Here is a 12,310-nt window from a genome sequence, read left to right as displayed (position 1 = left end):
GGACGGAGCAAGCGAGGTCAGCATGCTGACGACCGACATTTCCGAAGTGCAGGGCCCAGAGTTCCTTTAACGTCAGCAATCAGTGGAAAGCAGACCCTCCCTTCGCCCCTATTTCGACTTCTTCCTGTTTTTCGATTGCGCCCGAGGGTGGGTCTTTGCCGGGCGGCGCGCCTCGGCGGCCTCCGCGGCGCGCGGCGGCGCCTGTTCGATGATCATTCCATCATCCTCGGGCGCAATGGTCGCTCGGCGCAGCGCCTTGATGAAGCCCGGTGTCGCGCGCTGCGTCACTTCGAAATAGCTTTCGTTCGCGGCGACCCTGATGGCGCCGATGTCGTTCCGGCCTACATGGCCGTACCGGCAGATCAGCGGCAGCAGCCAGCGCGGGTCGGCATTGTGCCGCCTGCCCGCGTTGATCATGAACCAGGTCGACCCTTCGAAACCCGCTCGTGGACCCTGTTCGCCACGTTCCTCCCTGGCGCTTGAGGCAAGGTCCTCCGGCGCGGGCAGATCCGCGCGGAGCGCCCGAACCAGCTTCGCCGCTATATCCTCCACCGACTCCCGTTCCATCAATTGCTTTGCCAGCAGCCGATCCTCATCGTCGAGTTCGACCGGGGCAGCCAGAGCTTCCAGGAGCCGCCCGCGATCGTTCGCGCGGATTTCGTCCGGAGTCGGCGGCTCGATCCATTCTGCATCGATTCGGGCGCGGCGCAGCATTGCGTCGACTGCGCGGCGGCGGCGGAACGGAACCATGAGCACTGCGATACCCTTCCGACCGGCGCGGCCGGTGCGGCCCGACCGGTGCTGGAGCGCTTCGGCGTCCCGAGGGAGTTCCACGTGGATGACCAGCGAAACCGAAGGCAGGTCGATACCGCGCGCCGCCACATCGGTCGCGACGCAGACGCGCGCCTTACCGTCGCGGAGGCTTTGGAGCGCATTGTTGCGTTCGTTCTGGCTATGCTCGCCCGACAAGGCGACGGCGCGGAAGCCCCGCTCGGTCAGGCTGGCATGCAGCCGGCGAACAGCCTCGCGGGTCGCGCAGAACAGAATCGCCGTTTCGGCTTCGTGCAGGCGCAGCAGGTTGACCACCGCATGCTCGATGTCCGTCGGCGAGACGGCGACGGCCTGGTAGGCGATGTCGGCATGCGCCTCTCGCTCGCCGATCGTCTCGATCCGCAGCGCGTCCTTCTGATACCGGCGCGCCATCGCGACGATCGGGCGCGGCATCGTTGCCGAGAACAACAAAGTACGCCGGTTGTCGGGCGTGGCGTCGAGGATTTCTTCAAGCTCTTCACGGAAGCCCATGTCGAGCATCTCGTCGGCCTCATCGAGCACGACGGCCCGCAAGGCGGACAGGTCGAGCGCGCCGCGCTCCAGATGATCGCGTAGACGGCCCGGCGTCCCGACGACGATATGCGCGCCGCCCTGCAGCGCCCGGCGCTCCTTCATCGGGTCCATCCCGCCGACGCACGTCACGACCCGGGCGCCCGCCGGGGCATAGAGCCATTGCAGTTCCTTACTGACCTGGATGGCAAGCTCTCGGGTCGGCGCGATGACAAGGCCTAGCGGCTCGCGCGTCCACGGCGCCTTCTCGCCCTCGATCAACTGATCTGCGATCGCCAAGCCGAACGCCACGGTCTTTCCGGAGCCGGTCTTGGCAGAAACGATCAGGTCGCGCCCTTTCGCGCCTTCCTCGATGACGGCGGATTGCACGGACGTGAGTGTGTCATAGCCGCGCGCGGCTAGCGCCTCCGCGAGCGAGGAGTGGATTCTTGGATGTTGCATGACGCGAGCGCCTACCCGCAATCGGGGCGGAGGGGTAGGTACTAGAGCGCCGCGGCGGCCGCGTGGGCGCTGGCCCAGGCCCATTGGAAATTATAGCCGCCCAGCCAGCCGGTTACGTCGACAGCTTCGCCGATGACGTAGAGCCCGGCCACGCGCTTGGCCTCCATCGTCTTCGACGAGAGTTCGGCGGTGCTGATGCCGCCGATCGTAACCTCAGCCTTGGCGAAGCCCTCGCTCCCGTTCGGCGTGAACTGCCACGCGCTGAGACGCCGCTCCGCGGCTTCGAGAGCAAGGTCGGTCATTCTCCCGAGTTCGTGAGGATGTCCGAGCTGATCGGAAAGCGTCTCCGCCAGTCGGTCGGGAAGCGTGCGTCCGAGCTGGCGGCGGAGGGTATTGTTCGGAGCATCGCGCTTGGCCTGACGAAGCCAGCCGGCTAGAAGGTCAGGCACGAAGTCGATCGTCACAGTATCGCCGTGACGCCAGTAGGACGAGACCTGCAGGATGGCCGGGCCGGAAAGGCCGCGATGGGTGAACAAAGCCGCCTCTCGAAACTCTCCTGCACCGATCTGAGCGACGACGTCCGCCGAAACACCCGAGAGCGTCTTGAACAGTGCCTGCTCGCCGGAAAGGGTCAACGGAACAAGCGCGGGCCGAGGCTCGACGATTTTGAGGCCGAAGCGGCGCGCGACGTCATAAGCGAAGCTGGTCGCGCCAAGCTTTGGGATGGACAGCCCGCCGCTGGCGAGCACGAGCGCGGGCGCTTGGACCGCGTCTTTGCCGACGAGGACATGGAAGGCTCCGTCACGATGCTCGATCGTGGCTGCCTGACCGAATGCCGTTTGCACGCCGCCGGCGGCGCACTCTTCGAGCAGCATGGCAACGATCTGCTTCGACGAGCCGTCGCAGAAGAGCTGTCCGAGCGTCTTCTCATGCCAGGCGATCCCGTGGCGATCGACCAAGTCAATGAAATCCGCAGGCGTGAAGCGGCTCAGGGCGGACTTGGCGAAATGCGGATTGGCGGAGAGATAGTTGCTGGCGGTGGCGCCGATGTTCGTGAAGTTGCACCGGCCGCCGCCGGAGATCAGGATCTTCCTGCCGGGCTCGGGCGAGTGATCGATAAGCAAGACCCGCCGTCCGCGCTGTCCGGCAAGCGCCGCGCAGAACATTCCCGCCGCTCCCGCGCCGATGATGATTGCGTCGAACGAGCGGCTGTCGGTCATGACCACGCCCTATGCGGCGCGGACGAGGGTCGGCAATGGTGAACAGCGGACGCTCCCGTGACATTGCGCACGCGAGAAAGGCGCTGCGGCCAATCGGCATTTGATCACGAAATCATCAGGACATGGTCATGGCCTTCCACGTCGCCCGGCAGTGAATGGGGCGCATCCGGATCAAAAGCCGGGGAACGGGAGAACATCATGTCGAAGCTTTACAAGGCACTGGCGTTCGGAGCGGTCCTCGTGGCCAGCCCCGCTGCAGCCAATCACGTTTTCCATCTGGATGAGCCGTTCGCATCTCGCGGCGCGTGCGAGGCAGAAACTGCGTCGTTGAGCAACGACGACGATTTCCTGCTGGATGCTTTTCCGGACCTCTTTTCAAGTCACGGCGAAGTCAGGAGCTTCCTGAACAAAGCCTTCACCTGCGAGCTGAATTCCGGGGATGGGCAATGGTACATCAACGATCATCGCCTGGAAGTCCTCGGCAGCGACTGGTTCCAGCGCCGGCAGTAGGCCGCGCTTCGCACCGGGTGGCAGCGGCTTCGCAGCCGTTGCCACCCCGCCGCTTCGGGAAATCGAATGATCGCTTACCGGGCCTATTATCTGGACGATGCGGGTTGCTTCACTCATGCAGAGTGGGTGCGGGCGCTAAACGACGATGAGGCCATTCGCCGTGCCCGGGCGTTCGTGGCGACATCTGTTAAATGCGAACTGTGGCAGGGCACCCGCGTCGTGGCCCGACTTACCCTCGATGATTGGACCCGCCCCTATCCGCGCGCCTGCTGAGCCTCTCTCAGCCACGGCCGCTTCTTCGGTGCTCCGTCAGACGAGAATATGGTCTGTCGACATCAGCGACGAGTCATGATGCTGTACGAATGCCGTCGCCGGTTCGCCGAACGAGAAGTCCGACGCACTTAGCTGGTTAGGCTTGACCCCCTGAAGCAACAGCGAATCCGACCTGCCCCAGGTGAGCGTATCATTGCCAACCGCGACAAACATGAGGTCGTCGAAGGCGCGTACGGTCGGCAGATTGAACACGATCGTGTCCTGGTTTGAGAAGTCGGTGATCGTGTCGCGGTCGCTCACCCACTCGATCACGAATGGTCGCGCCCCTGACCGCCCGTCATCACATCGTTGCCGCCTCCGCCATAGAGGCGTTGGCCGTGCTATGAAGGCACCAGAGCAAGAGGAGGTCCCAATGGCGAAAACGCTTTTGCTGCTTTCTGTCACAGCGTTGCTACTTCCTGCGTGCCAGGCGGGCGAGAAGCCCGGAAACAACGTTTCCGAAGGGAATACTGCCGCCGCTGTAAACACCGGAGGGGATGAGCAGGCAATCCGCGGGCAAGTCGATCGTTGGCTCCAGCTCGTGAAAGCCAAGGATGCCGCAGGTATTGCGGCGCTTTACGCGGAGGACGGCGCGGTGATGCCACCCAATGCGCCGATCGGGAAAGGACGTACCGCGATCCAGCAGACTTGGGCATCGATGATGCAGACGCCCGGCTTCGACCTGACCTTCGTTCCGGAGCAGATCATTGTGTCGTCGTCGGGTGACATGGCACTCGATCGTGGGACGTATAAGCTAGCGGTTGCTCCCAACGGCACCGCGATGACCGACACCGGCAAGTACGTGGTCGTCTGGCGGAAAATCGACGGCGAGTGGAAAGCCGCCGCGGACATCTTCAACAGCGATCTGCCTGCCAGCGGAGGTTAGGCGACCGCGGGTGCCGCGATGTATTGTCAGCGGATCTCCGCAATGGGTGGAAAGCGGACGCTACAGTCAAATCGCAGCGTTCCTCAGTTCAGGACCCGCATGTCGACAACATCACGACGCACCACGACCCACCTGCCTCCGCGACGGTTCCAGGTATCGCGAGCAGTGTAAGTTTCACGAAACGGCTTTCCGCTAGCAAGAATCGCGTCCCAATAGGCCGAGACAGTGGCTTCGGCCGCATCGGGTCCGGTGACACGCAGATTGATAATCGTGGCGCCGCAGTCGAGCATCCGGATTTTGTGGAAGCGGCCCAGCCATGTGGGAAGATCGGCCACCTTCCCGTCATGATAGGTGACGACGTAGTCTGGAGCCATGATTTGGGTAAGCATGGCGAAATCCTGACGCCGGGTAGCATCCACCCATTTGATGTTAGCCGCGTTCACTTCGGAACTCAGAGGTGCGGAGTCTGGGGCGGCAACTTGTAATAATGTCGCCGCCAGCGTCGCCAAAACCATAAGGTTCCTCCCGCGTCCATTCGATCCGATGCCGCGCTTGTCTGCCAGCGACGCCGAATGTCCGCAACGGGTCGAAAACTGCCACTGGGCTAACGGCAACTTTGGGTGGAAAGCTGCCATCGGCATTGTTAGCTGTTGCGCGTGGGGGGCAGACGGACAGCCAATTCTCTTATCGCACTTTGCGCCGTCGCGATGGCTTGCTCGTCTTGCTCGTACCGTCCACCTCAGACCGGCTTCTATTGCTTGGACATTCCCCAAGGGAGGTCCGCGGAGGCGGGTCGATTTGTTCGGACCGTTGCTGACCGCCTCGACTTCGAAGTGTCCGAAGCAGAGTTGCCGGGGTTCATGGACCGTGGACCGCCAAACCATGTCTGGGAGGTCTATGGCCGAGGCGTGTCCATGTTCGTGGGCAGAGCTATGAAGGACGGCCCACCCGACCAGTTCGGCAATCGCCCAACGACCTTCAACCCGAACAGGCTCGACATCAACGTGTCGAAAGATAGCCTGTGGCAGCGCATTAGTTTCAACGAAGTCCTCATCACAATCCGTGACGCTGCTCGCGAACTTGGCTGGTCATTCACGAAAGCCAAAGCAGGGGACAGCTGCGCGACTTGAATGTCCGCAATGGGTCGAAAGCAGACATTCCACTGCCTAAGAATCTGATGTCCTACAGCATGACTGATGAGCTCGATGCGTCGTCGTCAGTGACGGCACGCGGTCGGCGCCAATCCAACAGAAATTCGTGCGGGACAGTCAATTTGGTCAACTTCGCACAGGGCAAAGATAGGATATGCTCCATTCCCTGTTGGATTCGACAGTGACCGGAACAGCCTCACCATGACTGACCTCGACACCTTCCGTTCCGAGACCCGCGCCTGGCTGGAAACGAACTGCCCGCCGGAAATGCGCGAGCCCGTGCAGTCCGAAAAGGACATGTGCTGGGGCGGCCGCAACTGGACGTTCCAGTCGGACGCGCAGCGCGTGTGGCTCGAGCGCATGGTCGAGCGCGGCTGGACGGTGCCGCACTGGCCGAGGGACTATGGCGGGGCTGGCCTGTCGCCGGCCGAGGCGAAGGTGCTGAAGGAAGAGATGGCGCGCATTGGCGCTCGCTCGCCGCTGTCCAGCTTCGGCATCTCCATGCTCGGCCCTGCGCTCCTGAAGTTCGGAAGCGACGAGCAGAAGAAGCGCTTCCTTCCGGAAATCGCGCGCGGCGAGATCCGGTGGTGCCAGGGCTATTCCGAACCGGGCGCGGGCAGCGACCTCGCCGGCCTGCAGACGAAGGCCGAGGCAGTCTCCGGTGAAGAGGGGGGCGACCACTGGCTGGTCAACGGCCAGAAGGTGTGGACCAGCTATGCCGACAAGGCCGACTGGATCTTCTGCCTCGTCCGCACCTCCAGCGAGTCCAAGCATTCCGGCATCAGCTTCCTGCTGTTCGACATGACCACCCCGGGTGTGTCGACCAAGCCGATCCTGCTGATCAGCGGCAACTCGCCCTTCTGCGAAACCTTCTTCGACGACGTGCGGGTGCCGAAGGACCAGGTCGTCGGCGAGGTGAACCGCGGTTGGGACGTCGCCAAATATCTGCTCGGCCACGAACGCGAGATGATCGCGGGCATGGGTCTTGGCGCAACGGACGGGACGCTGGGATCGATACTCAGGCCGGATGACCCGTTCCTTCGCGCCGAGGTCGCCGCGTTCGACGTGGACGCCCTCGCCTTCGCGGCGATGAGCGAGCGCTTCTTCGAGATGTTCAAGGCCGGCGAAGCGCATCCCGCAAGCCCCTCGATGATGAAATATGCCGGGACGGAGCTGAACAAGCGGCGTCATGAGCTCGTCATGGCGGCGGGCGGTTCCGACGCACTCGAATGGGACAGCGAGCGGTCGAGCGAAGGCAAGGCCGCGCGCGACTGGCTGCGCACCAAGGCCAACTCGATCGAAGGCGGCACGAGCGAGATCCAGCTCAACATCGTCGCCAAGCACATCCTTGGCCTTCCGGGAGCCTGACGCATGCCGCTTCTGACCGACGACCAGAAGATGCTTCAGGAAACTGCCGAGAGCTTCCTTGCGGAAGAAGGCGGACCAGCGAAGCAACTTCGCCACTGGCGCGATACGGGCTGCACCGACGGCTACGGCACGGACCTGTGGAAGCAATTCGGCGAGCTGGGCCTCACCGGCATCTGCATTCCTGAGGATCAGGGCGGGCTAGGGCTCGGCGCGGTCGAGGCGGCGCTGGTGCTGGAGGAGATCGGCCGCAACCTGACCTCCTCGCCGTTCCTGACGACCGCCGTCGTCGGGGCTCGGGCCATCGAAGGCACGGCCCACGCGGAGCGCTGGTATCCCGGCATCCTCTCCGGCGACGCCGTGCTCGCCCTCGCTGTCGACGAGAGCAGCCGCCATGCGCCCGAGAAGACCGCAATGACCGCCGAGCGCCGCGGCAACGGTTTCGTGCTCAACGGCGCCAAACAGTTCGTCGTTCACGGCAATTCCGCGGACGCGGTGCTGACGGTCGCGCGAACGGCCGGATCTCCCGGTGAGACGCAGGGCCTGACCCTTTTTGCTGTCCCCAAGGGTATTGCAAACGTCGAAAGCGTGACGCTCGCCGACAGCTCGAAGGCTGCGCGGCTGAGGTTCGACAATGCCGAGCTGGACGCGGATGCCGTCGTCGGCGAGGTGGATGGCGGCTGGGCGCCGCTCTCCCGCGCTCTCGGTGCTGGACGCGCGGGCGTTGCCGCCGAGCTGGTCGGTGTTGCCGCCGGCGCGACGGCGATGACGGTCGACTATCTCAAGCAGCGCAAGCAGTTCGGGAAGCTGATCGGCGAGTTCCAGGCGCTCCAGCATCGCGCCGCCCACCTCTACGGCGAAATCGAGATTGCCCGCGCAGCCGCGCTCAAGGCTGCCGAGCTCATGGATTCGGGCGACGACAAGGCTGATTTGATGGTGGCTGTCGCCAAGGCGAAAGCGGCCGCGGTGTCGAAGCTGGCGGTGCAGGAAGGCGTCCAGATGCACGGCGGCATCGGCATGACCGACGAGCACGACATCGGCCTCTACATGAAGCGCGAAGCGGTACTCGGCGAGCTGTTCGGCGACGTCTACTTCCACCGCAACCGCGTCGCGGAGCTCAGCGGCTACTGACCTCGGTCCAGAAGGAAGTTGATCTGTGCACTGGCGATCGGCGTCGCGCGGTCCTTCTGCCAGGCAAACGCCTCGACGTTCGCGATGCGCGACCCCAGCCGTTCGACCGCCGCGGAAGCGAACGTGTCATGGTTGGTGCCGCCGCGCATATAGTCGACGGTCACTGTGATCGGCTTCACCACGACGCTTTCGTCAGCCAGCTCGCGCCAAAGGGTCGTGAACGCCGCGAACTCGAGCAGGCCTGCGATGGCTCCGCCGTGCAGGTATCCGGGACGGCCGACGACGTCCTCTTCGAAAGGCATCACGACCAACGGGCCCTGCTCGCCCTGTTCGAAGCGAAGGTTCAGCAGGTTCGCGTAGGGAGGAAGGCTGCGCACGCTTTCCGGTTTAGCGGCTGGCGCCGCTTCGCCAAGCGTTGCGGGATTTCAGCCCTTCGATTTGTATCCGCAAACGGCGCCGAGGATGAAGCTCGTGAAAAGGGCGAGCTGCACCTTTCCGACCGGGTCATCCCAGCCGAAGTAAGTGGCGCCCCACCCGATGAGGGCGACGAACATGGCCATTGCCAACCAAACCATGCACAAGGCTCCTTGACACCGCCGAAACACGGGTCCGGCACTTCATCATGCACCCAACAGGGTAAACAGACGGTAAAGCCTTGCCGGAAAAGCTCCTCGACGGCATAGGGCGCCAAAGGAGCAAGAGCACCCATGAAAGCGCGCGTCTTCGTCACCCTCAAGCCTGGGGTCCTCGACCCGCAGGGCAAGGCCATCCACCATGCGCTGGAAGGTCTCGGCTTCTCCGGAGTGCAGGACGTGCGCGCAGGAAAGCTGATCGAGCTCGACCTTGCCGACGGGACGTCGGACACCGACATCGAAGCCATGTGCCGCAAGCTTCTCGCCAACACCGTCATCGAGAATTTCCGGATCGAAAGGCTGGAGCCCGCCGCGTGAAGAGCGCCGTCATCGTCTTCCCCGGCTCCAACTGCGACCGCGACCTCGCGGTAGCGATCGAGAAAGTGACCGGCCGCACTCCCACCATGGTCTGGCACCGCGAGACCGAGCTGCCGGACGGCACCGATTTCATCGGCCTCCCGGGCGGCTTCTCCTACGGCGATTACCTGCGCTCCGGCGCGATGGCGGCTCGTTCGCCGATCATGCGGGCGGTGTCCGACGCCGCCGGCCGCGGCGTTCCGCTGCTCGGCGTCTGCAACGGCTTCCAGGTTCTGACCGAGGCTGGGCTTCTGCCGGGCGCGCTGATGCGCAACGCCGGGCTGAACTTCGTCTGCCGGCCCGTCGCGCTAAAGGTCGAGAACAGCCAGAGCCTCTTCACCTCGCAATATGATGCAGGCGAGGACATCTCGATCCCGGTCGCCCATCATGACGGCAACTACCAGGCGGACGCGGACACGCTCGATCGCCTCGAAGGCGAAGGCCGCGTGGCCTTCCGCTATCAGGAGCAGGTCAACGGCTCGGCTCGCGACATTGCCGGCATCCTTAACGATACGGGCAACGTGCTGGGCATGATGCCGCATCCGGAGCGCATGATCGAAGCCGCGCATGGCGGCACCCATGGCCGCCGCCTGTTTGAAGGCTTGCTCGAAACCGTCGCCGCCTAAGGGGCGCGCGCAACTTTCAACTGGTGGCAGCCCGCCTCACCTGGCGGCAACATGCACATGATCACACGGTCGGGGCCGTTTGGATCGACGACCACCATGCGCCGCTCGAGCGTTTCGGGATTCTTGAATACGACGATAGTCGCCGCATGCGCTGGCGCGAACGCGACAAGGATCGCCAGTCCAAGTGCAAACTTCGCGGCACCGCGCATCCTGATCCCCCAAATTGCCCCAGCGGCTGGATCGCCGCTGCGAATTGAACGCGAAATGAACGCGACCAATCCGAGTGCGTGGCGCGCCCGGCAGGATTCGAACCTGCGACCCCAAGCTTAGAAGGCTCGTGCTCTATCCGACTGAGCTACGGGCGCCCACCCGCCACCATACCTAGCGGCATCCAAAACATTTGTCGCCGGAGTGCCGCGAAAAAGCGCCCCTCCGTTTCGGGGTTTGTTCCGATACCGAGCGGTCGCTTGCATGTCACAAGCTGATCCTGCGAAGACGTCCTCGTCACATTCGGAAGCCGGCGCATGGGACAAGACATCTCGGCAATGGTGGCGAGTCCGGCCGAAGTCGGCCTGCCCCATTCGAAAAGCTTCACCGACTGGGTGCCCGGGCTTCGAACGCTGCGGGAGTATCGCACTGCGTGGATCCGCAACGACATCGTCGCGGGCGTCGTGCTTTCGACCATGCTCGTGCCGGTCGGGATCGCCTATGCGGTCGCATCCGGCGTGCCGGCCATCTACGGCCTCTACGCGACCATCGTCCCGCTGCTCGTCTATGCGCTGTTCGGCCCGAGCCGGATCCTGGTCCTCGGGCCGGATTCTTCGCTTGCCCCAATCATCCTCGGCGTAGTCCTGCCGCTCTCGTTGGGCGACCCTGACCGCGCGATTGCAGTCGCAAGCGCCATGGCGGTGGTCTCCGGAGCAATCTGCATTCTTGCCGGAATCTTCCGCCTCGGCTTCATCACCGAGCTGCTCTCGAAGCCCATCCGCTACGGCTACATGAACGGGATCGCGCTAGCGGTGCTGATCAGTCAGCTGCCGAAGCTCTTCGACTTCAAGGTTGAAAGCGCCGGCCCCCTCCGGGACCTCTGGTCGATCGCGATGGGCGTCCTGGGCGGCAAGGCCAACTGGACCGCCGCAGCGCTCGGCGGAGCTACGTTCGCCGTGATCATGCTGCTGAAAGGCAGCAAGCGCATCCCTGGCGTGCTCATCGCGGTGATCGGCGCAACGATCGCCGCGGGATGGCTGCACCTTTCCGAAACCGCGGGCGTCAAGGTGCTCGGCCCCGTTCCGCAGGGACTTCCCGTCTTCACGATCCCGGGGCTGCAGATTAGCGACCTCGTGCCGATCCTGATCGGCGGCACGGCGGTCGCCATCGTTGCGTTCGCGGACACGAGCGTCCTGTCGCGCACCTATGCCGCGAAGACCGGACAGCGGGTCGATCCCAACCAGGAGATGGTTGGTCTCGGCGCCGCGAACCTCGCCGCGGGCTTCTTCCAGGGGTTCCCAATCAGCAGCAGCTCCTCACGCACGCCCGTAGCCGAAGCTGCCGGAGCTCAGACGCAAATGACCGGCGTGGTCGGCGCGCTGATCGTTGCGATCGTGATCGTCGCTGCTCCGATGCTCTTCCAGAACCTGCCGTACGCGGCGCTCGCCGCAGTGGTCATTGCAGCGGCCATCGGCCTGTTCGAATTCGCCGACCTCGGCCGCATCTACCGGATCCAGCGCTGGGAGTTCTGGCTGTCGATCGTCTGCACAGCGGGAGTGGCAGTCTTCGGGGCCATCCCCGGCATCGTCCTCGCGATCGTCCTCGCCGTCATTGAGTTCCTGTGGGACGGCTGGCGGCCGCACTGGGCGGTGCTCGGCAGGCCGGACTTCGTCGATGGCTATCACGATGTGACCCGCTACCCCGAGGCGCGTCGGGTGCCGGGGCTGGTCCTGTTCCGCTGGGACGCTCCCCTTTTCTTCGCAAATGCCGAATTGTTCGAGCAGCGGGTAATGGACGCAGTCGCGGCATCCCCGACCCCGGTGAAGCGCGTAGTCGTCTCGGCGGCGCCGATCACCAGCGTCGACGTGACCTCGGCCGACGCCCTCACAGATCTGTCGGAAAAGCTAAAGGCCAAGGGCATCGAGATCTGCTTCGCCGAGCTGAAGGACCCGGTGAAGGACAAGCTGAAGCGCTTCGGCCTCTTCACCCAGTTCGGCGAGGGCCATTTCTTCCCGACCATCGATTCCGCCGTGAACGGCTATGTCCGCGACTACAAGTTGAAGTGGGAAGGCTGAGGCGAGCGGTCCGCCGCATGCCCGTCTTGCTGACGGCGTAGGCGCAGCTTAAGGCC

The 12,310-nt window shown here is 64.0% G+C and carries 15 protein-coding genes, 1 tRNA gene and 1 pseudogene; 8 read left to right on the top strand and 9 right to left on the bottom strand.

The features are described from left to right. Nucleotides 1-108 precede the first annotated feature (108 nt). On the bottom strand, nt 109-1,782 hold the full coding sequence (locus LZ016_RS00750) for a DEAD/DEAH box helicase (RefSeq protein ID WP_241445064.1): 1,674 nt from the start codon (nt 1,780-1,782) through the stop codon (nt 109-111). A 41-nt stretch (nt 1,783-1,823) separates the two neighbouring features. Continuing rightward, nucleotides 1,824-3,002 (bottom strand): BaiN/RdsA family NAD(P)/FAD-dependent oxidoreductase, encoded by a 1,179-nt coding sequence (locus tag LZ016_RS00745; RefSeq protein ID WP_241445062.1) that lies wholly within the window; start codon nt 3,000-3,002, stop codon nt 1,824-1,826. A gap of 57 nt (nt 3,003-3,059) precedes the next feature. Here LZ016_RS00745 and LZ016_RS00740 point away from each other — a divergent pair, with 57 nt between their 5' ends. Then, the gene (locus tag LZ016_RS00740) at nt 3,060-3,512 is read left to right on the top strand and encodes a hypothetical protein (RefSeq protein WP_241445059.1); all 453 of its coding nucleotides are present in this window, start codon (nt 3,060-3,062) and stop codon (nt 3,510-3,512) included. 309 nt (nt 3,513-3,821) lie between these two features. Here the strand turns inward: LZ016_RS00740 and LZ016_RS00735 are convergent, their stop codons facing one another. Together LZ016_RS00735 and LZ016_RS15600 are read right to left on the bottom strand one after the other, a co-directional pair. Continuing rightward, nucleotides 3,822-4,097 (bottom strand): hypothetical protein, encoded by a 276-nt coding sequence (locus LZ016_RS00735; RefSeq protein WP_241445057.1) that lies wholly within the window; start codon nt 4,095-4,097, stop codon nt 3,822-3,824. Beyond that, nucleotides 4,094-4,156 (bottom strand): annotated as a pseudogene (locus LZ016_RS15600) (hypothetical protein); the annotation flags it as partial. The pseudogene LZ016_RS15600 and the gene LZ016_RS00735, both read right to left, overlap by 4 nt. 41 nt (nt 4,157-4,197) lie before the next feature. Here LZ016_RS15600 and LZ016_RS00730 point away from each other — a divergent pair. Next, nucleotides 4,198-4,710 (top strand): YybH family protein, encoded by a 513-nt coding sequence (locus LZ016_RS00730; protein ID WP_241445055.1) that lies wholly within the window; start codon nt 4,198-4,200, stop codon nt 4,708-4,710. A gap of 83 nt (nt 4,711-4,793) precedes the next feature. On the opposite strand, the gene LZ016_RS00725 is transcribed toward LZ016_RS00730, so the two are convergent. Beyond that, entirely contained in the window at nt 4,794-5,351 is a 558-nt protein-coding gene (locus LZ016_RS00725; RefSeq protein ID WP_241445053.1) for a nuclear transport factor 2 family protein, read from the bottom strand. A gap of 192 nt (nt 5,352-5,543) precedes the next feature. Here LZ016_RS00725 and LZ016_RS00720 point away from each other — a divergent pair, with 192 nt between their 5' ends. From LZ016_RS00720 to LZ016_RS00710, 3 genes are all read left to right on the top strand, one after another. Continuing rightward, nucleotides 5,544-5,840, top strand: coding sequence for a hypothetical protein (locus tag LZ016_RS00720; protein ID WP_241445051.1), 297 nt, complete (start codon nt 5,544-5,546; stop codon nt 5,838-5,840). Nucleotides 5,841-6,062: 222 nt separating this feature from the next. Then, a complete protein-coding gene (locus tag LZ016_RS00715; RefSeq protein WP_241445049.1) occupies nt 6,063-7,229 on the top strand; it encodes an acyl-CoA dehydrogenase family protein in 1,167 nt (388 codons plus the stop codon). Between the two features lie 3 nt (nt 7,230-7,232). Further along, nucleotides 7,233-8,357 carry an acyl-CoA dehydrogenase family protein gene (locus LZ016_RS00710; protein ID WP_241445047.1) on the top strand — a complete coding sequence of 375 codons (1,125 nt, stop codon included), beginning with the start codon at nt 7,233-7,235 and terminating at the stop codon, nt 8,355-8,357. Here LZ016_RS00710 and LZ016_RS00705 read toward each other — a convergent pair. Next, a complete protein-coding gene (locus tag LZ016_RS00705; protein ID WP_241445045.1) occupies nt 8,351-8,734 on the bottom strand; it encodes a PaaI family thioesterase in 384 nt (127 codons plus the stop codon). The two genes, LZ016_RS00710 and LZ016_RS00705, sit on opposite strands and share 7 nt — an antisense overlap. Nucleotides 8,735-8,782: 48 nt before the next feature. Beyond that, nucleotides 8,783-8,932 (bottom strand): hypothetical protein, encoded by a 150-nt coding sequence (locus tag LZ016_RS00700; protein WP_241445043.1) that lies wholly within the window; start codon nt 8,930-8,932, stop codon nt 8,783-8,785. Between the two features lie 132 nt (nt 8,933-9,064). Here LZ016_RS00700 and purS point away from each other — a divergent pair, with 132 nt between their 5' ends. Further along, nucleotides 9,065-9,307 (top strand): phosphoribosylformylglycinamidine synthase subunit PurS, encoded by a 243-nt coding sequence (gene purS, locus LZ016_RS00695; RefSeq protein ID WP_241445041.1) that lies wholly within the window; start codon nt 9,065-9,067, stop codon nt 9,305-9,307. Further along, the gene (gene purQ, locus LZ016_RS00690) at nt 9,304-9,972 is read left to right on the top strand and encodes a phosphoribosylformylglycinamidine synthase subunit PurQ (RefSeq protein WP_241445039.1); all 669 of its coding nucleotides are present in this window, start codon (nt 9,304-9,306) and stop codon (nt 9,970-9,972) included. Before purS ends, purQ begins: the two co-directional genes overlap by 4 nt. On the opposite strand, the gene LZ016_RS00685 is transcribed toward purQ, so the two are convergent. Beyond that, entirely contained in the window at nt 9,969-10,181 is a 213-nt protein-coding gene (locus tag LZ016_RS00685; protein WP_241445037.1) for a hypothetical protein, read from the bottom strand. The two genes, purQ and LZ016_RS00685, sit on opposite strands and share 4 nt — an antisense overlap. 79 nt (nt 10,182-10,260) lie before the next feature. Further along, a tRNA-Arg gene (locus tag LZ016_RS00680) sits at nt 10,261-10,337 on the bottom strand. A gap of 159 nt (nt 10,338-10,496) precedes the next feature. Between LZ016_RS00680 and LZ016_RS00675 the strand changes: the two genes are divergently transcribed. Next, nucleotides 10,497-12,254, top strand: a complete 1,758-nt coding sequence (locus tag LZ016_RS00675; protein WP_241445035.1) for a SulP family inorganic anion transporter — start codon at nt 10,497-10,499, stop codon at nt 12,252-12,254. Nucleotides 12,255-12,310: the final 56 nt, after the last annotated feature.

The sequence above is a fragment of the Sphingomonas telluris genome (assembly GCF_022568775.1).
Lineage (GTDB): Bacteria > Pseudomonadota > Alphaproteobacteria > Sphingomonadales > Sphingomonadaceae > Sphingomicrobium > Sphingomicrobium telluris.
This window is presented reverse-complemented; position numbering and strand designations above follow the sequence as displayed.